Source organism: Pseudomonas flavescens, assembly GCF_013408425.1.
GTDB lineage: Bacteria > Pseudomonadota > Gammaproteobacteria > Pseudomonadales > Pseudomonadaceae > Aquipseudomonas > Aquipseudomonas fulva_A.
Genome location: NZ_JACBYV010000001.1, coordinates 4,385,282 through 4,406,503, shown reverse-complemented (window position 1 = coordinate 4,406,503; position 21,222 = coordinate 4,385,282). Strand labels below are relative to the sequence as shown.

The 21,222-nt window shown below is 58.5% G+C and carries 18 protein-coding genes; 4 read left to right on the top strand and 14 right to left on the bottom strand.

The annotated features are described in order from the left end of the window. Window positions 1–14: 14 nt before the first annotated feature. From FHR27_RS19745 to FHR27_RS19720, 6 genes are all read right to left on the bottom strand, one after another. Window positions 15–1,298 (bottom strand): TRAP transporter large permease, encoded by a 1,284-nt coding sequence (locus FHR27_RS19745; RefSeq protein WP_042552903.1) that lies wholly within the window; start codon window positions 1,296–1,298, stop codon window positions 15–17. Next, window positions 1,298–1,837 carry a TRAP transporter small permease gene (locus FHR27_RS19740; protein WP_179539355.1) on the bottom strand — a complete coding sequence of 180 codons (540 nt, stop codon included), beginning with the start codon at window positions 1,835–1,837 and terminating at the stop codon, window positions 1,298–1,300. The genes FHR27_RS19745 and FHR27_RS19740 overlap by 1 nt, the downstream gene beginning before the upstream one ends. A gap of 537 nt (window positions 1,838–2,374) precedes the next feature. Next, window positions 2,375–3,655: a TRAP transporter large permease gene (locus tag FHR27_RS19735; protein ID WP_179539354.1), complete on the bottom strand. Its 1,281-nt coding sequence runs from the start codon at window positions 3,653–3,655 to the stop codon at window positions 2,375–2,377. Next, complete coding sequence (locus FHR27_RS19730; protein ID WP_042552906.1) at window positions 3,656–4,264, bottom strand: TRAP transporter small permease subunit; 609 nt, start codon at window positions 4,262–4,264, stop codon at window positions 3,656–3,658. Between the two features lie 71 nt (window positions 4,265–4,335). Then, on the bottom strand, window positions 4,336–5,391 hold the full coding sequence (locus FHR27_RS19725) for a TRAP transporter substrate-binding protein (RefSeq protein ID WP_179539353.1): 1,056 nt from the start codon (window positions 5,389–5,391) through the stop codon (window positions 4,336–4,338). 132 nt (window positions 5,392–5,523) lie between these two features. After that, window positions 5,524–6,195, bottom strand: coding sequence for an RraA family protein (locus tag FHR27_RS19720; RefSeq protein ID WP_179539352.1), 672 nt, complete (start codon window positions 6,193–6,195; stop codon window positions 5,524–5,526). Between the two features lie 108 nt (window positions 6,196–6,303). Between FHR27_RS19720 and FHR27_RS19715 the strand changes: the two genes are divergently transcribed. Next, window positions 6,304–7,227, top strand: a complete 924-nt coding sequence (locus FHR27_RS19715; RefSeq protein ID WP_042552909.1) for a LysR family transcriptional regulator — start codon at window positions 6,304–6,306, stop codon at window positions 7,225–7,227. A gap of 161 nt (window positions 7,228–7,388) precedes the next feature. Here FHR27_RS19715 and FHR27_RS19710 read toward each other — a convergent pair whose 3' ends face one another. After that, on the bottom strand, window positions 7,389–8,675 hold the full coding sequence (locus FHR27_RS19710; protein ID WP_179539351.1) for a HipA domain-containing protein: 1,287 nt from the start codon (window positions 8,673–8,675) through the stop codon (window positions 7,389–7,391). Further along, on the bottom strand, window positions 8,672–8,923 hold the full coding sequence (locus FHR27_RS19705) for a helix-turn-helix domain-containing protein (protein ID WP_179539350.1): 252 nt from the start codon (window positions 8,921–8,923) through the stop codon (window positions 8,672–8,674). The genes FHR27_RS19710 and FHR27_RS19705 overlap by 4 nt, the downstream gene beginning before the upstream one ends. 295 nt (window positions 8,924–9,218) lie before the next feature. Between FHR27_RS19705 and FHR27_RS26985 the strand changes: the two genes are divergently transcribed. Further along, complete coding sequence (locus tag FHR27_RS26985) at window positions 9,219–9,389, top strand: hypothetical protein (RefSeq protein ID WP_257026953.1); 171 nt, start codon at window positions 9,219–9,221, stop codon at window positions 9,387–9,389. A 208-nt stretch (window positions 9,390–9,597) separates the two neighbouring features. Here FHR27_RS26985 and FHR27_RS19695 read toward each other — a convergent pair whose 3' ends face one another. From FHR27_RS19695 to FHR27_RS19680, 4 genes are all read right to left on the bottom strand, one after another. Beyond that, window positions 9,598–9,879, bottom strand: a complete 282-nt coding sequence (locus tag FHR27_RS19695; RefSeq protein ID WP_052493760.1) for a hypothetical protein — start codon at window positions 9,877–9,879, stop codon at window positions 9,598–9,600. 453 nt (window positions 9,880–10,332) lie between these two features. After that, entirely contained in the window at window positions 10,333–10,662 is a 330-nt protein-coding gene (locus FHR27_RS19690) for a hypothetical protein (protein ID WP_179539349.1), read from the bottom strand. Next, a complete protein-coding gene (locus tag FHR27_RS19685) occupies window positions 10,659–10,856 on the bottom strand; it encodes a helix-turn-helix transcriptional regulator (RefSeq protein ID WP_257027135.1) in 198 nt (65 codons plus the stop codon). The genes FHR27_RS19690 and FHR27_RS19685 overlap by 4 nt, the downstream gene beginning before the upstream one ends. 83 nt (window positions 10,857–10,939) lie before the next feature. After that, a complete protein-coding gene (locus FHR27_RS19680; RefSeq protein ID WP_179539347.1) occupies window positions 10,940–11,176 on the bottom strand; it encodes a helix-turn-helix domain-containing protein in 237 nt (78 codons plus the stop codon). 264 nt (window positions 11,177–11,440) lie between these two features. Between FHR27_RS19680 and FHR27_RS19675 the strand changes: the two genes are divergently transcribed. Then, complete coding sequence (locus FHR27_RS19675; RefSeq protein ID WP_179539346.1) at window positions 11,441–12,253, top strand: NYN domain-containing protein; 813 nt, start codon at window positions 11,441–11,443, stop codon at window positions 12,251–12,253. Window positions 12,254–12,366: 113 nt separating this feature from the next. After that, window positions 12,367–18,960, top strand: coding sequence for a hypothetical protein (locus tag FHR27_RS19670; RefSeq protein ID WP_179539345.1), 6,594 nt, complete (start codon window positions 12,367–12,369; stop codon window positions 18,958–18,960). Window positions 18,961–19,091: 131 nt separating this feature from the next. Here the strand turns inward: FHR27_RS19670 and FHR27_RS19665 are convergent, their stop codons facing one another. Both FHR27_RS19665 and FHR27_RS19660 read right to left on the bottom strand, forming a co-directional pair. Next, complete coding sequence (locus tag FHR27_RS19665; protein ID WP_179539344.1) at window positions 19,092–19,982, bottom strand: hypothetical protein; 891 nt, start codon at window positions 19,980–19,982, stop codon at window positions 19,092–19,094. Between the two features lie 273 nt (window positions 19,983–20,255). After that, complete coding sequence (locus FHR27_RS19660; RefSeq protein ID WP_179539343.1) at window positions 20,256–21,167, bottom strand: tyrosine-type recombinase/integrase; 912 nt, start codon at window positions 21,165–21,167, stop codon at window positions 20,256–20,258. Window positions 21,168–21,222: the final 55 nt, after the last annotated feature.

Below are 21,222 nucleotides of genomic sequence, written 5' to 3'. Positions count from 1 at the left end.
TGTTGTGGTTGTTGTTATTTGGCGAACCATTCGGCCGGCACGGTGACCAGCTGCGGAAAGGCGACGAGCAGGAACAGCACGATGATTTCGGCGATCAGGAACGGGAAGGTGCCCTTGAGCAGCGCTTCGTAGCGCATTCGTCCGATACCGCAGACGACGTTGAGCACCGTACCCACGGGCGGGGTGATCAGGCCGATGGAGCAATTGATCATGAACAGCACGCCGAAATAGATCGGGTCGATACCCGCCGCCGTCACCACCGGTACCAGGATCGGCGCGAGCAGCAATACGGTGGGCGTCAGGTCCATGACCATGGAGATCACCAGGATCAGCAGCATCAGCACCAGGATCAGCAGCTTCGGGTTGTCCATCACCGGCGCGATCAGGTCGATGATCTGGCCGGGAATGTCGGCGATGGTGATCATCCACGCCGGGATCGATGCCGCCGCGACCAGGAACATCACCGCTGCGGTGGTCTTGCCGGCGCGCAGCAGCAGCGCGTTGAGGTCCTTGAGGTTCAGCTCGCGGTACACCAGTGCGGAAACCAGCAGCGCATAGACGCTGGCCACGGCGCCCGCTTCGGTCGGCGTCACCACGCCGAAGCGCAGGCCGACGACGATGATCACCGGCAGCATCAGCGCCCAGATGCTGTCGACGAAGGCCTTGGCGCGCTCCTTGCCGGATGCCTTGGGGCTCAGCTTCACGTCGGTGTCGCGGCGTGATACCAGCCACCAGGCCACGCACAGCGCCACGGCGATCATCAGCCCCGGAGCGATGCCGGCGAGGAACAGCTTGGTGATCGACAGGCCGGACGCCACGCCCAGCACCACGAAGCCGATGCTCGGCGGGATGATCGAGCCAAGCACCGAGACCGAAGCGATCAGGCCACCGGAGCGGTTCTTGTTGTAGCCGGCGATGACCATCATCGGCAGCAGTAGCGCGGTCAGCGAAGCCGCGTCGGCCAGTGCCGAGCCAGACAGGCTGGACAGCAACACGCCCGCGAAGATGGTCACGTAGCCGAGGCCACCACGCAGGTGGCCAACCATGGCGATGGCCAGGTTGATGATGCGTTTGGACAGCCCGCCGCTGTTCATCACCTCACCGGCGATGATGAACAGGGGAATGGCCAGCAGGGGGAAGCTGCCGGCGGAGTTGATGATGTTCTGCGCGATGATCTGCCCATCGAACAACCCCAGCAGCCACATCAGGGCCACGCCACAGAGAATCAGGGCGTAGGCGATGGGGGCGCCGATTAGGATGGCGGCCATCAGCACGCCGACGAAGACGGTGAGGGCCATTACTTCAGTACCCCTGCTTGGGTGGTGGGTGCGACATGGGTGTCGGGTTCGGCGGTCTGCGGCTTGTAGCTACCCGCGGGTTTTCTCAGGTTGTCGATCATCTGCATGGTGATCAGCGCAGCGCTGAGCACCGAGAACACCAGCCCTGCGCCGTAGAACAGCGCCATGGACACGCCAGTCGATGGCGCACCGACATGCAGGTTGATCAGCGTCTGCTTCCAGCTGCCCTCCAGGAACAGCCAGGTGACGTAGAGCATCAGCACCTGGGTGAGCAGCAGCAGGTATTTGCCGACGGTTGGCGATACGCGACTGGTCACGATATCGACGCCGATATGGCCGTTCTCATGGAGCATCAACTGGGCCCCGGCGAACACCAGCCAGACGAATGCCAGCCGCGAGATCTCCTCGCTGAAGAACAGCCCGGAGTTGAAGCCGTAGCGCAGGACGACGTTGAAGAAGATCAACAGGGTGATACACACCAGGCTGGAAACGATCAGCACTTTCAGCGCGGTGAAGTAGATAGTCAGAATGTTTTTCACGGTGCTCTCTCCAGCGAATGGGCAGATGAGCGAAGTAAGGAAGTTGCTTGATCATTGTTTTCGGCACTCGTGAAAGTGTCCGATACGGCAGCGTTGGCCGTGATGAAATAGGCGGGCATGTATCACCTTTTTGTTATTAGTCGTATGTTGTCATACGCGGTGATTGATTCTTTTCTCATTGCCATCGAGTGTCAACGGCACTACCAGAAGAGTCGGATTCAATGTTTTTATTAGGCTGATAAAAACCGCAGATAGTGATGCTCAATGCACTTCCATGGCGCGCACGCACCAATAAGTAACGCGATTTAGCGCGTTATTGTCTTGCAAATTTCAGCCGTTTGTAAGCGCTCAGGCAGCCGAGCGCCGCCGCGGGTTGGGCGGGCTGTAGTGAGTGGGCTGTGGTGGCCGGCAGGGTTTCTGATCGGCGTCGCGAAATAAGATGGGTAATAGTGCAAGTCCTTTTGCAGCGTATCTTAACTAATCAGTCGTTTTAATTTGTCCAGTTAGTATTCGTGTATCGCGCAGGTATCAATAGCGTCACGCGAATTGTGGAAGCCACAGTGCAAGTTGCGGGAACAGGATCAATAGCGCGATAAGTAACAGTAGCACCAGGCAGAACGGCAACGCCCCATAGATGACATCCATGAAGTTGCCTTTATTGCGAATGCTCTGCACCACGAACAGGTTCATGCCGAACGGCGGTGTTATCTGCCCCATCTCGCAGAGCACGATCAGGATCACCCCGAACCACAAAGGGTCGAAACCCAGCGCCACGATCACCGGCACCACCAGCGGCGCGGTGGTGATCAACATCGCCAGCGTATCCATGAAACAGCCGAGCACGATGTAGAACAGGATGATCGCCAGCAGCGTGGCCATCGGTGACATGTCCAGGTCGGTGACGAAGCTGACCAGCGTCGGCGTCAGGCCGATGGCCGACAGTACGAAGTTGAGGAAGAACGCCGACAGGGTGATGAAGATGATCATCCCGCTGGTGCGCATGGTGGATTCGAATGCCTGGCTCAGGTTCTGCAACGTGAAGGTCCGGCGCCACAGGCCCAGGCCGAACGCAGCCAGCACACCCAGTGCCGCCGACTCGCTGGCGGTGGCGAAACCACTGTAGATGGCGCCGACCACCAGCACGAAGATCGCCAGCGGCGGCAGCAGGTCGGGGATGCTCGCCAGGCGTTCGGCCCAGGTGGCGTGCTGCCGGGTGCCGCCGAGTTTCGGCCAGATCATGCAGGTGATCACGATCATCGCCACGAACATCACGCACAGCAGCAGGCCGGGAATGGTCGCCGCCAGATAGAGCTTGGGTACCGAGAGGTTGGCGATCAACGCGAACAGGATCATGTTGATCGACGGCGGAATCAGGATGCCCAGAGTGCCGCCCGCCGCGATGGAACCGAGGAACAGCGGTGCCGGGTAGCCTTTGCGCTCCTGCTCCGGCAGGGCGATGGTCGAAATGGTCGCCGCCGTGGCCACGCTGGAGCCGCTGGTGGCGGAAAACAGTGCCGAGGCTCCGATGTTCGAGTTCATCAGGCCGCCTGGCAGCCACGACAGCCACTTGTCGGCGGCGCTGTACATGCGCCCGGCCACGCCCGAGCAGACCAGCAACTCGCCCATCAGGATGTACAGCGGAATGGCCACCAGCAGGAATTCGGCGCCGGTACTCCAGGCGATTTCGCCCATGGCGTTGCTCAATGGCAGCGCCGAGAACAGCTCGGCCAGCGACATGCCCAGCAGGCCCACGCTGACCGCCGCAGCGACGCTCAGGCCGAGCAGGCCCAGCAGCACGATAAGGGTGAAAGCCAACATTTAGCGGCCCTCCCGGGTAATGTCGTGAGGGCGGCCGGAGTGCGATTCTTCCTCGATCTCCTCCTCGACGGAGTTGATGCCGATCAGTGCGTTGGCCGCCGCCCAGCGTTGCTGACGCAGCTGAATCACGCTGTTGTAGGCCAGCACCAGGATGGTGGTGGCGAAGAACAGGTACCCGGCGAACCACAGTGACTGGGGAATCCACTGCGGCACCTGCAGCGGCGTGGTGGAAATCGAGCGATAGGCGATGGAATCCCACAGCACCCCGCCGACATGGAACAGCAGCGTGCCGACGAACAGCGCCATGCCAGCCAGTGCCAGCAGATCCAAGCCGACCTTGGGCTTGAGCGACAGGCGCGAGTAGATGATGTCCACGCGCAGGTGGGAGCGTTTGAGCAGCGCGATGGGGAACGCCCAGGCGCTGACGATGGCCAGTACGTAGCCGGCGATCTCGTCAGCGCCGCCCATGGAAAAGCCCAACAGGCGGCGCAATAGCAGGTCGATGCTGATCATCAGGGCCGAGCCCATCAGGGCTATGCCGCCCACCCAGGCACTGACCTTGGCGATGCGATTGATGAGCCGCAGGCTCGGGGTGTCGGTACGTTGCATGAGCAGGTTTCTCCGCGAACGGTTGCAGGGCAGCGCGGCAAGTGCCGCATCGGGCGAGGCCTTCGCCGTGCTCAGGGATCTTTCAGGCTGATGCCGATCGCCTTGCCCGCCGTGGCATTCCACTGCTGCACGCAGTCGGCGCCGCACCGCGTGCCCCAGTCATTGGCGATGCGCAGCACCACGGCGCGCAGCTTGGCGCGCTCCTCGTCGCTGGGGGCATTGGCCTGCATGTCGGCAGGGTGGTGAATCTGGCAGTCGGCGGCACCGGTGTTGCAGGCCAGCGCATAGCGGTTCTCCCTGGCGGTTTCCGTCCACAGGGCATCCTCCAGCACCTGCGCCTGGGTCTGCAGCAGTTGCTGCACCTGAGGGGAAAGCTGTTGCCAGCGCTGCAGGCCCATGGCGTAGAAACCGATCGACCAGTCCACCGGCAGATCGTAGACATGGCCCGCCACGTCGTACCACTTGGCGGCATTGCCCGAGCCCATGCCGGTTACCGCGCAGTCGATGACGCCGGTCTGCATCGCCGTGACCACCTCGGCGAACGGCAGCGTAACCGGTGAACCGCCGAGTGCGCCGACCATGTCGGCCATGTTGCGGCCACGTACCCTGACCTTGCGGCCCTTGAGATCGTCGAGGCCATGCACGGCATCGCGGCAGAAGAACACCTGCGCGGTATAGGGCACGGTGGCCAGCAGCTTGACGCCGTGGCGCTCGGCCATGCGTGCCTCCAGCACCGGCTTGTAGGCATTGGCGATCTTGTGCGAAGTCTCGATGTCGGCGGCCATGCCGGGCAGGTCGATGCCCTCGAAGGCGGCATCGTCGCCCGCCACGAAGGCGAACACGCCCATGCCGATCTCCACAGCGCCGGAGCGCAGCACGCGAACCATCTCCGGGCCCTTGAGGCCGCTTTCCGAAAGGCCCATCAGGCGTGCGGTGACCTTGCCGCCCGAGTTGGCGGGCAGGGTTTCATTCCAGAACGGTCGCTCGACGGCGCGAAAGGTGTAGTTGTGGCTACCGCCACCGACCACATTGAAATGGATGGACGACGCATCGTCCGCAAGCGCGCTGGCGCCAATCGAGCAGCCCAGCGCAGCCAGGATCACCCTGGGGAGCGAGTACAGTTTCATGGTAGTCCTGTTGTTCTTTTGGGGGAGCTACGGGGCAGAAACCTGATGAAGAGTGCAGCGGGTCAGTATTGGAATTGTCGTGGCGCCTGACCTTGCGCGCAGTGATGCCGGTTTATCGATGGAACGGCGCTATCAGCGTGCTTTGCCGATGGCCGCGTCGATCAGCGGGCGCGAGCCCACCACGTCGGGAAACTTCTCGCCGCGAGCCAGGCGCGCCAGCGTGTGCTTCTCGTTTTCCTGGAACTCGATGGCGCGGCGGGCCAGGGCCAATGCCTGGGCGGGTGGCAGGATAACGATGCCGTTCTCGTCGGCTATCACCGCATCACCCGGCCGAACTACGACGCCACCGCACTGCACCGCGGTACAGAATTCGCCTTCCTCGCCCTTCACCCGCGTGGTGATGGCGCTGGCGCCCCAGGACCAGACCGGTACGCCGTGCTGACGAATCTCGCCCAGATCGGTGACGTAACCGTCGATGACGATCCCGGCAATGCCCGCCTGCTTGGCGGCATAGGCCATGGCGCCGCCCATGGCAGCGGTCACGCTTTCGCCGCAGCGATCGACCACCAGAAAATCGCCAGGCCTCGCGCAACCCATCGCGTAATGTAAGATCCCGCCGTCGGCGCCGGGCATCTTCACCGTGACGGCAGTGCCAACGGTGCGCAGATTTTCGAAATGCGCCCGTATCTGTGGGCTCAATATGCCGGTGGTAATGAAGTGCCCGATAGTCGCGGGCTCGGCGCGCAAAAGAACGGAAAGTTCTTCTGGATCAATCGCTTCAGGAAGTGCTTCGATAATATACATGCGCTATTTAATTATTCGTTCTGGGCAAGAAAGTTAGCCCGATCCTAGCAAGCATGTTTTTCTGGCGATAATAAAAATCAGCGAACAGAAGAGGGGAAGATTTTTATCATGCGTATTACCCTGATGCAGATCGAGGCCTTCTACTGGACTGCCCGATTGGGCGGTGTACATGCTGCATCACGCCACCTTCACCTTACCCAGCCGGCCATTTCCTCGCGCATTCGGGAGATGGAGTCGCTGCTCAGCGTCAAGCTGTTCGACCGCAGCAAACAGCGCATGACCCTCACCGCCGATGGCCATATCGCCCTGCGCCACGCCGAGCTGGCGCTCAACAACAGCGTGAAACTCGAGCAGTTCGCCGCCAAGCAGAAGCAGCACCGCAGGCTGCGCCTGGGCGCCGACGAATGCTCGGCGATGGTCGGCCTGACCGCCGTGATCGCCGAGATCAAGGCACACTTTCCCGAGATCACCCTGGAAATCACCATCGACGTCGGTGCCGTGCTCAACCGCAAGCTCAACGACCACGAACTCGACCTGGCGCTGCTCACCAACCCCGCCACCCGTGAAGACGTCACCGACATCTTCATCGGCTGGATGACCTTCCAGTGGGTCGCCTCACCGCAACTGGCCATCGACGCCGACCCCTTCCTGCCGGAACATGCGGCCGGCCACCCCATCGTCAGCCACTCCGCCCCCTCGACCCTCTACTCGGTGGTCGAGAACTGGCTGAAGGGCGGCAACGCACCGTCGGAAGCCTTTCACTCCAGCAACTCCCTGAGCTTCATGGCCAAACTGGTCTCCGCCGGCCACGCCATCGGCATCCTGCCCGTACCGCTGATCCGCGAAATGCTCGCCCTCAACCTGCTGAAAACCCTGCCTTGCGACCCACCCATTCCCCCAGCCAGGTTCTGCCTCTCCTACATGACGGAAATGCCCGACATGCAGATCGATGCGCTGGTCGCGATAACCCGTGAGACGTTATTGCGGCAGAAGTTTCTGGTGGGGGCGGAGGTTATGGGTGGGATTGAATGACAGCGTAGGAAATTAAAGCTGCTGATGTATCGAGGTTGTGATTGTTACGAGATCGCCTGATCTTTTTATCGAGATGCATGAAGTGCGTTGTTTGCTCTGCAGGCTAATGCCGCACAGGCCAATGACATGTAAAAGAAATGCGATTTTTCACACGTTCTGCTTCAACGCAGCCGGGCAGCCTGCTCCGCAACCAGGGCCCGTATCATCCGTAGGCAGCGCATCTCACCGGCAAACGTAGCGCGCAGCTCCGGGCGGCCTGCCGAAAGCGCTGCATTTTCCTGCTCCGTTTCCGCCAACAGTGCATCCGCCTCGACGACTATACGTCCCTGCATGCGTTGCAGTTGCGCGTTGGCAGGTGTGCGTTTGATACCAAGGGCTTCGGCGGCGTCGAGCAGGTGATTGCGGTCAATGCGGGCCAAGTGGCTTTCACCGAGGATCGGCCAGGCCAGGGTGGTTGCCTGCGGCCAGCGATCCTGGTCGAAAGCGCGGGTCTCGAAGACCGCAGTGCAGAGCAGGTCATAGAACGGTGCCAGTTGTTGACCGCGGCCGCTGACCAGAAAACCGATGTTCTTGAGATGAGCATCGGTATTGCCGACCAGTACGTTGAAGACCAGCCAGCCGAACAGGCGTGTACGTGCCACGGCTGGCGATGTGGTCAGCGTCAGCAGCTCCGTGAGGCGTTCGATGCTACCGGCCTGGTACTTGAAATGGCGATCCAGCGCGAGCATCTGGCAGGCATCGATGCTGTGCAGGCGTTGCCATTCTTCTCCGCGCTTCTTTCGGTCGAAACGTTCGATCAGATAGACCGGCTGTGGCACATAGCGGCGGCTGACTTCGGGTACCGAAAGGCCGACGCGTGCAGCCAGGCGCATGGTGAACCATTCGTTGATCACCGAGTGTGCGAAGGCCCGCTCGGGGTGATCGGGTTTGAGTATGTGGGTCGATGGCCAGGCGCCAACCGGCTCGTACAGCTCGCCCTGATCGAGCACCACCGCCAGCTTGTGCTGGGCACCAGCCAGCGACATGCGTTTTTGCGCCTCGTGGGTCAGCGGCAGGCGTGGCACGGCTTCGATACGCCTTGCCAGGTCGGCGTCTGCCAAGGGGCGCAACTCGCCTTTCGGCAACTGCTGCCCAGGTGCGAGCAGGGTCAAGGAGCCTGCCGACTCGGCGCCGTAATGAGCGAGCAGAGCAAAGGCGTCGCTGGCGTCCAGGCGGGCATCGCCGGCCAGCAATTGGCGTTGGCCTTCCTCGGGCAGCAGGTTGTCGAAATACCACTGCACTGGGCGGTGGCTGCTGCCGTCGACGATGGTTTGGCTCTTGGCCGGTAGATTCGGACAAAGGTCGAAAGCGTCCCAGTCATCTGCATAACTGAAACGCCAGATGCCGTTCTCATCGTAGAGGTGCCCGACCAGACGTTCGCCGATCCAGGCCTGCAGTTCGCGCCTCATGCGTCGTGCTCACCGGGTAGTGTTTCGACTTCATCCGGCAGATCGACAATCAGTCGCAGACCCAGACCTTCGAGTACTTGAAACAGCTTGCCCCACTGCACGCTCTCGCTGCCGCGTTCGACCTTGCCAAGGAAATTCTCGCTGACGCCAATGCTACCGGCGGCATCGTCCTGACGGATGTTTTGGGCCTTGCGCGCGAGGCGAATAAGGGCGCCGAGCTCGGTGGCGTTTTTGAGAGTCGTCTGCATATAGAATCCTCATGATCGTGAGGAATTTGGCACGTAAATGCTGCTTAGGCAAATAAATCCGCATGACTGTGCGGATTCTTGTGATTGTTCACATCCGGCAAGGTTAATCCTTACGATTGTGAGGATTATTTGCGCCTGGTAAAGCCAAGGGAGGGGTGCCAGCTCCAGTGGCGATCAGTCAAAGTACCGCTGTCATTACGCTCACACGCGAGGCTCACACGCCCATAGCGCACGGCACAGGCGCGAAGCCCCATCCCCTTTTGTGCGGCCAGTGCCGCCAGTTCGCTCCGCCCCCTTGACCCTCTACTCAGTGGTCGAGAACTGGCTGAAGGGCGGCAGCGCACAGTCGGAAGCCTTTCCCTCCAGCAATTCCCTGAGCTTCATGGCCAAACTGGTCTCGGCCAGCCATGCCATCAGCATCCTGCCCGTACCTCTGATCCGCGAAATGCTCGTCCTCACCTGCTGAAAACCCTGCCCTGCGACCCACTCACTTCCCCAGCCAGATTCTGCCTCTCCGACATGCCGGAAATGCCCGACATGCAGATCGATGAACTGGTCGCGATAACCCGGGAGACGTTATTGAGGCAGAAGTTTTTGGTTCGGGCGGAGGCGACGTCCCCATGAGCCGTCCTTGGCGTCTGATCGGCATTCTTCGCTACGTAGCGCCTGGCGACTTACTCCTTGCTCCGACGCACCTCGCGCATCGCTGCCTTGTGCGCGGCCCTGACCAGGTCGCAGGCATCTTCGGTGAGCAGGTAGGCGGCTTCACTGAGGTTCTGCACGTCGATGGCGTCTGCCTGGGTGATCTTCATGGCGGCGAGGCTGTGCAGCAGGCCGCGTACGGCGTTCAGGCGTTGCGTGGCGCTTTCCTGCAGGTCGAGGTAGGAGTTGTTGGTGTCGATCAGCAGCACCGGTGTGGTGGTTGGGTTGCTGGACAGGGGGAGAAGGTCAGTCATGGTGCTGGCCTCCGTTCTGGTATTCGGTGGGGCAGGTTACGGACGTATAAAGGGCGTGCGTGTGCTTCATGGTGTGAGGCTCCTAGAGTTCGGGAGCTGCCATCGTTTGCGGCCAAGCAAATTAGGGTGGCAACTGTACGCGGGTTGGCCGACCGGGACTCTAGGCACCCGGCACCCCCGAAGGAGTCCCACGCACAGCTGCCATAACACGAAGTTGCAGGCACAAAAAAAGCGCCTGCTTTCGGATGGTGGGCGCCTGTGCGCCTAGAGATAGTCGAGCGGCCAAGCCCGGTCACTGAATTTGCAGCGACATGGGCAGATTAGTCTGGGGGATGCTAGAGCGCAAGCTGGCGCTTTCCACGAGCGCATTGCACGACGCCGGGCCTTGTCATAGAGTAATTGGGCACAGTGATTTACCTCAGACGCCTCCGGTTGCAGCCGGGGGCGTTTTCGTTAGTGGGTCGTCGGTGGGTGTTCGAGCTTTAGCCAGGTGAGGTGCTTGCCTAGCTGAGCTTTCTGATGCATCTGCTCCAGCAGCTCAGGGTTGGCCATGACGTTGGGCACCAACTGCCTGGCGTCCTTGATCACCACGTCCCTTGGCGTCTCTACCGCCAGCATTCCCCAGGCCAGCGTTGGCCAGATCAGCACGAGCACATGAGCGCCCCGGTCGAGGGCTTGGTCTCGGAGTTTCCGCAGGTTGGCCAGGCGTTCTCTGTTGGGTGCGACTGAGCCAAGTTCGTCCAGCGCTTCCAGGGCTTCGTGAGGGAGAAAAACCGGTGTCATGCCGCGTCCCTCCCACGTGCCGCGATGCGTGCACGCACCCAGGTTTGAACCTCGCTCAGAACCCAGGCCACTGGCGCGCCACGGGCAGTGCTGTCGCTCAGTTTTACCGGCAGCGGAAAGCCACTCTCCGGTTGGCGCATCAGCTTGTAGATGGTCGGCCTGGCCAACCCGACGATGCTTTCTACTTCGGGCATACGAATCAGTGTCGTCGCTGGATCGAGCTGGGTCAGATCGATAACAGCGGGTTTGCGCTTGGCCTTCGCCAGCGACTCGGCACTCATGCCACACCGCCTTCAGTGCGGCGGCGCGCTTCGAGATAAGACGCCACATCCTGGCGGCGATAGCGCACACGGCTACCCACCTTGACGTAGGGCAGCGGGTCACGACGCGAGCTGCGCCAGGCTGCCAGGGGGCGGTGGGAGAGTCCCAGCGCTGCTGCCACCTGATCAGGCGTGAGCAGGTCAGTGGGGGAGAATGGTAGTAGCTTCGGTGGGCGACTTGAGGGGGGAGTCAACAGTAGCGTTCCTGATCTTAGTTAAGGTAGGAGCGAGGCTACTGAGCGGAAAAAAAGGCAGTCACTACATTTTTTTTGTGCAATTTCCCCTGCGGAAATTACGCCCAAAGCCTGTACTGAATCAGGCTGAAGCAATAGGAAAGAGGTGGCACGTTGACATGCTCTGCGGGCCATGTGCATTGTCTGAGTATCCAGAGGGAGACAGGCTGAAACTGCAGATCATCGGATGCCTGTCAATTTGATGTAATTCAGCAAGGAGCAGGAATGGCGGTTTTGACTCCGGCAGGAGAGGCACGTGTAGCTGTCCTCGTGGACTGCGACAATGTATCCCCAGAAATACTTGAGCATGCTCTTCGTGTCGTCGCTCAATTCGGGCGCGTTGTACTTCGCAGGGGATACGGAAACCACGGCACGTTGGCGAACAGGTGGCAAGAAGCCTTGGTGCGTTTGGCTTTCACGCCGTGCCTTCAGTATCAGTACGCGGCAGGCAAGAACACTTCGGATATCGCGCTGGCACTCGATGCACTGGAGGCCCTCTTTGACCACCGTGCAGATACCTTCTGCTTGGTTACAAGCGACTCAGACTTTGCCTATCTCTGCCGGAAGCTTCGAGAGCGTGGCGCCACTGTTTGTATCGTCGGTGAGAACAAAACGCCTGCCGCGCTGCGTAACGCCAGCGACCAGTTTTTCGAGTGGCGCCGTGACGATCATGTCCAAGAGCAAGGCGCAGAGCACGCGGACAGTCGCGAGCCGATGTCCAGAGCTGAAGCCAACAAACACGATGCAGCGAAAGTCGAGCCAGAGAAGCCCGTCGTAAAACGCCGACCGAAATTCGTCGTCGATGCGGTCGCTCTGCTTGCCGGAGGAACCAGCGAAGGCAAGGTAACGCTGAGTGCCCTTGGCCAATATCTCAAACGAACCGACCCCGCCTTTTCGCCAAACTCGTATGGGCATTCTGGGTTGCTCGACATGACCAGAACGTACGATCTGCTAAATCTTGTTCAGGAGACTGGCGGCCATTGGAGTGTTGGTTTAGCAGTTAACGAGAGGGAGCGAGAGATTAGGCCTTGCCAATAATCCTTCGCGCTAATGCGACCTGGAGCCTGGACCATTAATGACCCGTCGTCGATGGTGGTGCCCTGGCTGGGATATGAGATCCGGACGATTTGAAGAGATGCGCCAGGCCAATCATGAGTGACGAAAAAACCGATACGGTAACGATTGCAATCGACAAAACTCGTGCATCGAAGGCAGGGCATGCTTTTCATGAGGCTTGGGCTGCTCGAACAGCCCTTGAGCTTTTGCCGCCGTCTTCCGAGCTTACTTCCATAACACTCGAAGGATTTGATGAGCAAGACGAGCAAAGCTTGGGAACCGGTGCCGTCGAAATCGCCGATCTTGTGCGGTACTACGGTGCCACTGATGTCGCCAGTGCGAAGCGAGTTACGGTCGTTCAGTTCAAATACTCGATCGCGAACGCTGATACGCCAATTCGAGCGGCTGACTTGGCATCAACTTTGGCTAAATTTGCCACAACTGATGCAGAGCTTAGAGCGAAGCATGGTGATGACCATGTGGATTCCGTTGTCCGGTACGAGTTTGCGACGAATAGGCCTATTCACGGCAATTTAGGAGAGGCCATCTCGACCGTTGTTGCCGGCAACCAAGAAATTGGCGATGTGGGCCATCAGGCAGTCCAGCTCCGGGAGGCTCTCAAAGGGTACCACTACCCCTTTTCCGACTTGCTGCCGCGGTTGGAGCTGGTCGGTCGCAAAGGAAGCTTGGTAGAGGCGGAGCGTGAAGTCTCAACGCTGCTCGCGGCTTGGAGTGAACCAAGCGATCCGGATGCGGAGAAACGCCTGCTCAAGCTGCGTAACCTCATCAGGATAAAGGCTGGGCCCGGTAGCGAAACGGACAAGCGAGTTGATCGGGTGGCGGTTCTGGCTGAGCTGGAGGTGGAGCACGAGGATCGCTTGTACCCCACACCTGACGCGTTTCCCGAAGTCGAGTTAGTCATTCAGCGTGACGTTCTTGGAGATATTGCAAACCTCTCCCGGGAAGCTGGCCGTCCTCTAGTTGTACATGCAGCTGGCGGTATGGGAAAGACGGTCTTGATGCAGGGTCTTGCCGATCTACTGCGAGCCGATGGCCCTGTGGTGCTTTTCGATGGCTTCGGCGCAGGGCGCTGGCGGGATCCGGCCGATGGTCGCCATCTTGCCGAAAGGACACTCGTGCACCTTGCTAATCTCATGGCCGGGCAAGGCTTGTGCGATATTTTATTGCCAGTGGCGGACGTCACTGGCTTGCTGAGGGCTTTCCGCCGACGGCTCGCCCAATCAGTAGAAACGGCTCGGCGAACTTGCAACGACGCACATGTTTCGCTTGTGCTCGACGCGATCGACCACGCAGGGCTTGCCGCGCGTGATGGCGCGACGTCGTCGTTTGCACACCTTCTCATACGAAGCATCAGCATCGATCCGATTGATGGCGTTCGCGTAATCGCATCTTGCCGAACTGAGCGGCTCGAGCTGGCAACCGGCATTGCCTCGCATCGTTCCTTCACCATTCCACTGTTCACTGACGCGGAGGTACGTTGCCTTGTTGAGAGGCGTGTACCAAACGCCTCGGCTGACGAGATCGCGGCTCTACAGACACGGTCAGGTCGCAACCCTCGCTGTCTCGACAACTTGATTACGACTGGACGACCGTTTGATCCGGTGTGTTTCCCTCGCACGCCAGCAGAGCCCAAAGATGTGCTCGACGCTCTGCTTCTCAGGCGCCTTGATGAGGCGCGCGAAACTGCACGTGCTCGCGGTGCTAGCGATGCGGATATTGACCTCCTGCTCACAGGTATCGCCTTGCTGGCTCCCCCAGTTCCCGTCGAAGAGCTGGCTGCGGCACACGGATTGATCGCGGAGCAAGTTGAGAGCTTTGCGGCCGACCTAGCCCCTTTGCTTGAGCGCACGTTACACGGTCTGATGTTCCGAGATGAACCGATCGAAACGCTGATACGAACGAGCTACGGTACGAGGCAAGCGGGTCGAGACCGCGTAATCGCCGCTCTCCAAGAACGGCAGCTCACTTCAAGTTATGCAGCCCGGGCGCTACCCGCATTGCTCACCTCGTTACGCGATGCTGATCAGCTCATCTGTCTGGCCTATGACCTGCGTGTTCCCCGAGGCGCTTCTCGAGTCAGTGTGCGTGACATCCGCCTATCTCGCATTACTGCCGCGATAGCACTGGCGGCGGAGCTGAGTCGGCGTGATGACCTTCTACGCTTGCTACTGGAGGCGTCGCTCGTAGCTGCGGGTCATGAGAGATCCGACCGGTTTCTTTATGAGCACCCTGATCTGACTGCAGTGTCGGGTGACCCGGAAGCCCTGCGACGTCTTTACGCGACCAATGTTGGATGGACTGGGGGTAAACATTCCGCGCTTGCACTTGCGAGCGCTTTTGCAGGCGACCAAGATGAAGCTCGCCGCCATGCTCGCCGATCAATCGATTGGCACAATTGGGCTGCCCAGAATAAATCCAGAGCGCGCGTTAACGAATCGAGCATCTCAAGACAGTGGGACGATGTTGGCTTCGCCTACGCTGAGATGCTGGCGGGTAACGATGTGCGCGTTGCTGAGCTCTTCGCTCGCCGTGATGAGGTTTCTGCCTTCGCTAAGTTTCAGGACTTATTCGATCTCCTCGAGCGACACCAATGTTCGGCGCATCCACCGAAAACGCGCTTTTTAGCGCGACTGTTACGTTGTCGGCTACGGTCTCGCGCACTCTATGCAGCCGCACTCGCGTTTGTCGGTCATGACCCATTGCACGTTAGACGACTTGTCATAGCACTTGCTGCCACATCTTCTGATAACGGCAAAAACGGAGGCTTTGAGACGGCCTGCGTGCTGGCAACAGCGCGGGCTATTGATCTCGGAATGGAGAAAGAGGCAGCAAGAATCCTTGGTGGAACTGCGCTTACAACGCCATCCATTTATGACTATTCCAGCCAACATCCGAGTGATCGCTCGATCCACGGCGTCGTACTAGCCGCCGGCGTTCGAGCTGTCTTGAACCGTAAGCGCGCCGCGTTGATTGACATAGCTCCAGTGGAATTCATCGCATTGGTGCCTGCAGGCGCTCTGTCTCGGGGCGATGCGGCCTTCAGGCGCGTGCTTGACCAGAAGTTGGCAGCTCCGAAGTATGACGGCACTTCTCACCGGCGAAAGCGCCGCGATGGACTCGACGAGGAAAATCGATCGAGTTACTCGCGTGCGCTTGGCAGTCGGATCTTGCCGATGCTGAGTTATGCGCAGGATGTCGCTGACATCATCCTGCCTCCGAACGGAAAGACGCGGGGCGAGCTGCTAACCACGGCGTTTGAGCGGCTTGTCCATGACGTCGAAAAAACATCGAACTACCCTTATCGAGATGGGAAAGCATATCTCGCGCGTACTGGATTTCGAGTGATTTTTGGTCTTGCTGATGCGTTAGGTGCGCTCAATACCACACTTGCCAATCGTATGGCGGAGTGGGCAGCTAGTGCTCCAGGATTATTCACACCGGAGCTTACCAATACGGTTGCTCGGCTATCGCGAGTTCCTCAATGCCATGATGCTGCACTCCTGCTGGCAGGCCATATCGAGCGCAGAATTCAGCTTGATACCAACGTCGGAACCAGAATCTCTTTCTACGGTGATCTCGCTCGCGCAGCATGGCGAGTAAGCACTGAAGAAGCTGCGGCGTATTTTCGCCGTGCGCTCGATCTTGCTGAGGCAATTGGGTCGGATGATTTTGACCGTACGAATCATTTGTTGGAGCTAACCGGCCATTATTCGGGATCTGAACTTTCGCCTGCAGCGGTGCACACCCTATCGCGGATCCTTGAGTTAAATCAGAACGAGGACAGCAACTTTCCCTGGACTGAATACGCAAATGCGATGGTATCGATAGCTGGCCGGGCTACGTTAGCTACCCTAGCGCGGTTAGACGATCGTGACGCTGCTCGTCTCGGACTGTCACTTGGTCCAGCGTTGACTGTCCTCGTTCGCGATTCGAAGCTTTCAGCTGAAGCTGCCGCTGCTTTGATCGGCTTGGCCACTCCCACTGAAACCTGGACTTGGCGTATATCAAGCTTCGCGTCAGAGGTAATTATTCGCCTCCCAAAAGAGAAAAGGGAGTGGTTCTTTAGCATTCTTCTTGTCGAGATTGATCGTGAGGATCAATTGTCGCCGGCACGGGAGACCATCGAGCGTTTACATGCCCTCGCTGAGCGTAGCCTTCCTGCATCCTCTCATGCTCGCACTCGAATCGATGGTTTGCTCGTTCGCCTTGGATCCAAACCTATATCGGAAAAGGTGAGGCATCTGCCGGCCGTAACGGAGCCACTGCACGCTCTCCCGATAAATCTAACGGACTCGGATGAGATCGACCGTCAAATACTCAACCAGAAGGTTGAGTGGTCGGGGCGGCGCTCGTCAGTTTCCACACTTATCGACTTAGCCAAGCGAGCAAGCTCTCCTTCCGAGCGCCTCGGATTCGTCCGCGCGGTTGTGGAAGCGACTGCCGCCACGCTTACTGAAAAAGTCTACGGGTTGGAAGACTATTTAAAGGAGTGGCGTAATTCATCAGCTGCAATGCGCGATGCTCTGCCTAGTTTGGGTTTGCGATTGGCCACCAAGCACGCTGCCGAACTTGCAAGTTCAAGCTCCGACGCGTGGGTCGGCTGGCGGGGCTTGGAGCAACATTTCCATGCCGGCCGCGCAGCCCTTGTCGAGCAGGTTGTTGCAGCGCTTCGGAGCACTGCGGATGAACTTGGTGGTAGCGCCTGGCTCGCCCTAGCAACGAAGTTGGCGCCTGACGCTGGTGCTAGTGCAATTGCGGTCGGCCTCGAACGGCTTTTGGCGAATTCAGGTGAAAAGCTACCCGCAGAAGTTGGGGATGGGCCGTGGGGTGCACGATTTGCGGTTCCAGCCGATGAAGGCACATGCGTAGCAGGGCTTGTGTGGGCCAGGCTTGGCAATCCCTCCGCAGCAATGCGCTGGCGTGCTGCACATGCGGTTAGGCGCTTGGTAGCGTCCGGGAGCGTTGATATCGTTGAACGGCTTATCGAGCGTTTTGAATCTACTTCAAGCTTGCCCTTCAGCGATGCGAAGCTTCCTTTTTATGTAATGCATGCGCAGCTATGGCTGCTGATCGCGTTCGCTCGCGTAGCAAAAGACGCAGCTCCGATATTTTCTTCTCATCGTGTGTTTTTCGAACGAATCGCCTTTTCAACTGAGTTCCCGCACGTTGTCATGCGTGCGTTCGCGATAGACGTGCTTCGTGAGCTAATGTCCGTGCTTGCATTCGAAGACGGCAAACGGTTGCTTGCCAAACTTGGCTCCGCAAACCGGTCGCCCTTTCCATCGGCGCCCCGAAGCGACTATAGCGAGCTCCGGTATGTATCCAGGCCAGAAGGCTCGCCGCGCACACAGGATGGTTTTCACCTCGACTATGAATTTAACAAACATCAGGTCGAGCGTTTGTGCCACGTTTTTGGTTGTCCAGGTTGGGAGATAGAAGACCGCATAAGCGCGTGGGTGCAGCGTTGGGATGAAACCGTGCGTTCTATGCACGATTGCCCACGGAGCATTGACGAGTCATGGTCTTCTGGGGAAGTTCCGGGCCGAGATCGGTATGGGGTGTATCTGGGATGGCATGCACTCATGCTGGTTGCCGGTGAGTTGCTGGCAACCCAGGTAGTTGTCGGCGAGGACTGGGGTGGGGATGCTTGGGCGGCGTTCCTTAGGGAGTACACTCTGTCGAGAACCGATGGCTTCTGGCTTGCCGATCTCACCGATCCATTTCCGCTCGACCTACCCAAGGAGGCGGATTTGCCCATGCCGGAGGGCGGTGAGAAGGGCGCCATTCGTGAAGACAGCAAGCTGCTTTCACCATTGCTCGGCTTGCGGGACGGCAAGATGGTAGCTGACTGGCTTCCAGTCGCAGGGAGTTGGTCGATCGGGCGAGACACTACTGTCACGCTTCGAAGCGTACTGGCCAATTCCAACGATGCGCGATCTGTAGTCATGGCTGTACTGTCAGCTGATGCATTCTTTAGGTGGCTGCCAGACAACGAAGAGGAGATTACGCGTCAATTGGGCGATGACGGTCACTCGGTTCAGCAATGGATTACAAAGGCGTCCCACCCCGAGCTACAGCTAGACCGACATGATCCTTATGCTGCTGCGGTGGCTCTTGACAGGCATTTTCCATCAGATGAAACGCGAAACCTAATGAAGACTGTCGCGGATGATCAGATAGGCCGTTGTTGGTCTATCGACGGGAGGGCAGCTTATCGTGCAGAGGCCTGGGGAGCCGAGGGTGGGCGGGGGGACTATGCTTGGAGCAAGACTGGGTATCGCATGTTTGCCGCTCGTGGCTCATTACTGTCCATGCTTAAGTTATCCGAGCGTAACCTAGTCGTCGCACTCACGCTTCAGAAATACCATAGAACAGAGTCGAGCAGAGGGCTTGGAGGCACCAACAGCTTTAGTCATAGATCTCTGCTGGTAGTCATCGACGAACGAGGACAGGTTTGGTCGCCGCGAGGACTCTCTCGAAAAGCTAAAGAATCTCTTGGGATGCTAGAGCCCGGTCAATGCCAAGATTTCTATCCGAGGTTCCGCGCCATTGCCGGGTTACCAGATGAAAAAGCCGTTCGCCTCAACAAATCACTACCGAATTACGAAGAGCTATATCGTGAATTTTTAAAAATTGGTCCGCCCGATAAATCAGATGAGGAGTTTTGATTTCAACTGGAGGGCAGTAGATTCATGAGAACCTTAATCGGGATAGGCGCCATGCACAGAGAATGACTTTCTGTGTAATAGCTAACAGTAGGCTTAGGTTCACTCTAATACGCCGCAAAATTTTTAATTGATTACAGCCTTTTTTTGTCTGGATAAAGACCCAGTGAGCGGAGGTGTTTTCTGATTGTAGGTGGGCTTAGATTCTTCGTTTCACAAAGCCTGGCAACGAACTCCGAGGGACTGATATGCGGATCGAGTCGTTTCAAGCGCCCTTCCTCAGTGCATATCAACCTGGCATTCTCAGTAGCTTGAGCTCTGTTTGTCTTCGCACCCTTAGCTCCTCCTGCACTGGATCGAGATAGGTTAATTGCTGAAAGCATCTTATCGCCTATTCGATAGCCTCTAGGTGCTCTGTATCGGCTCTCTGCATAGTGATGAATGCCAGCGGCAAACATCGCGAGGCGTGCTTCGCCCACGTAGTCGGCGTGGCTTACTCGCGCGTTTATTTCATTGAGCACTAGCTTCGCTCTGGCGCGCTCAAGCTGGACTTGGCGCAGATCCGGAAACTCGCCCGTCAAGTTCTTTGGGACGGATGTGATGTGACTTTGGCTCAGTTCGATTTGGTAGTCGTAGACCTCTCTCAGGCCTTCGACTGCATAGCAGATAGCAAGCGCCGCCATCAAGCCGGAGTCTTTAGCCGATTTGCTCGGATGGATACACCGGCGAACTGTGTGCGCCAAGGCATTTAAATCGGAGAACTCGATCTCCTGTACTGCTGAGTCGAAACCGTGCCACACGGCGAGAATGTCTTTGGCTGCCCTGGCCCTGTTCTTAGGCTCAGCCTCGGCATTCACCCAATACGCACGAGCGGCATTCATCATGTCGAAAGAATCGTCGAGACGATCAGCTAGCTCAGCATAGAGGTCAAGCCCCTTGAATCGCTCCTCTAACTTATCCAAGTTTTCCATCAATGGATCAAGGTAGATGCCGGCAATGTAAATACCGACTCCCGCTTCAGTCATCTCTCAACCCCGCGCCCAGCGATGCCACGTAGAAGCCTGCGATCAATTGCTGTCGTGTAGTTTTTCGCTGAGGTATGGGGCCGGCAGCTGCGCAAGGCGTGGTGCTGTGTTCTCTCATTTCATTACACCAGTGGTGTAAAAAACACGTTGTGTATGGGCTGTTTAGAAAAGGTGTAAAAGCACCGTAGCCCATGGTATGCGGGGATCTCAGCGCTGCGATTACACTTCCTACACCACTTATACCGGATTTGAACGGGTGCCGAAGTTGCATCCTCAAACTACCTTGCCGAAGTTGACCGGCACCACATTCCCTCGCTTCAAATCATCGAGGTGATCGGCGTACCACTGCATCATGCTGCGACGTTGTTCCAGATAGATGGCCTTGTTGTAGACACCGGCGATTCCATCTTCTGAATGGGATAGTTGTGCTCCTACATGCTCCTTCGCAAAACCGTGTTCACGCAGGGTCGTGGAGGCCGCATGGCGGAAACCGTGGCCTGTCTGTTGGCCGGCATAACCCATTCGTCGTAGTGCCATGTTGAAGGCCATGTTGCTACGCGGCTTGGTGCGGCTGTTGCGACCAGGGAACAGCAGCGGATTGTGAACCGCCCGGCCGGTGACGCGGGCCAGGTCGTATACCTCTTTGCATGAGCGGCGTACCCGGCTCATCTGCTCAATGATGCCTTTCTGTTCCATGCTTCTGAAGAACTCCATCCACTCGATAGGGAGGATCTCGTTATAGAGGCGGCGACCGAACACGGGGAAGACATGCAGCTCTAGCGCGCCGACGTTGCGCTTCGCTGTTGTCGGTGCCCAGGTTGCAACGCGAATATCAATCCACTCTCGGGCAAGTGCCTCGAAGGTATTGGTGGCTGCCTCTAACGCAGCAGCTTTCCTGGCCTGCTTGCTGACGATGGGGTTTTTGCCACCAGCAAGGTCTGTGCGTAGCTCGGCTGCCTTCTGCCTGGCTGCAGATCCGCTCACCTCGGGGTAACTTCCAAGGCCAAGCCATGACCATTTACCGTCCGGTTTCTTATAACGGAGGTTCCACGACTTTTGCCCGTTGGGCTTTACCCGGAAGTACAGCCCGCCACCATCCAGTTCCCTGTAGGGCGCGCCCTCTGGCTCCAGGCCAGCTAGGGTCGTATCCGCCAGGGGGCGGCGCTTGATATCGCTGCGCTTCATGCCTTGTACACCACGGGTTCTAATTTGAGTCAGGTGTACACGCTGGTGTACACGG

Coding starts and splice junctions, on each gene's coding strand:
- FHR27_RS19690 (WP_179539349.1), bottom strand. CDS start 10,662: ATGACACCGGTTTTTCTCCCTCACGAAGCCCTGGAAGCGCTGGACGAA.
- FHR27_RS19705 (WP_179539350.1), bottom strand. CDS start 8,923: ATGCAGACGACTCTCAAAAACGCCACCGAGCTCGGCGCCCTTATTCGC.
- FHR27_RS19715 (WP_042552909.1), top strand. CDS start 6,304: ATGCGTATTACCCTGATGCAGATCGAGGCCTTCTACTGGACTGCCCGA.
- FHR27_RS19660 (WP_179539343.1), bottom strand. CDS start 21,167: ATGAAGCGCAGCGATATCAAGCGCCGCCCCCTGGCGGATACGACCCTA.
- FHR27_RS19695 (WP_052493760.1), bottom strand. CDS start 9,879: ATGACTGACCTTCTCCCCCTGTCCAGCAACCCAACCACCACACCGGTG.
- FHR27_RS19710 (WP_179539351.1), bottom strand. CDS start 8,675: ATGAGGCGCGAACTGCAGGCCTGGATCGGCGAACGTCTGGTCGGGCAC.
- FHR27_RS19675 (WP_179539346.1), top strand. CDS start 11,441: ATGGCGGTTTTGACTCCGGCAGGAGAGGCACGTGTAGCTGTCCTCGTG.
- FHR27_RS19685 (WP_257027135.1), bottom strand. CDS start 10,856: ATGCCCGAAGTAGAAAGCATCGTCGGGTTGGCCAGGCCGACCATCTAC.
- FHR27_RS19665 (WP_179539344.1), bottom strand. CDS start 19,982: ATGACTGAAGCGGGAGTCGGTATTTACATTGCCGGCATCTACCTTGAT.
- FHR27_RS19670 (WP_179539345.1), top strand. CDS start 12,367: ATGAGTGACGAAAAAACCGATACGGTAACGATTGCAATCGACAAAACT.
- FHR27_RS19720 (WP_179539352.1), bottom strand. CDS start 6,195: ATGTATATTATCGAAGCACTTCCTGAAGCGATTGATCCAGAAGAACTT.
- FHR27_RS19725 (WP_179539353.1), bottom strand. CDS start 5,391: ATGAAACTGTACTCGCTCCCCAGGGTGATCCTGGCTGCGCTGGGCTGC.
- FHR27_RS19735 (WP_179539354.1), bottom strand. CDS start 3,655: ATGTTGGCTTTCACCCTTATCGTGCTGCTGGGCCTGCTCGGCCTGAGC.
- FHR27_RS19745 (WP_042552903.1), bottom strand. CDS start 1,298: ATGGCCCTCACCGTCTTCGTCGGCGTGCTGATGGCCGCCATCCTAATC.
- FHR27_RS19730 (WP_042552906.1), bottom strand. CDS start 4,264: ATGCAACGTACCGACACCCCGAGCCTGCGGCTCATCAATCGCATCGCC.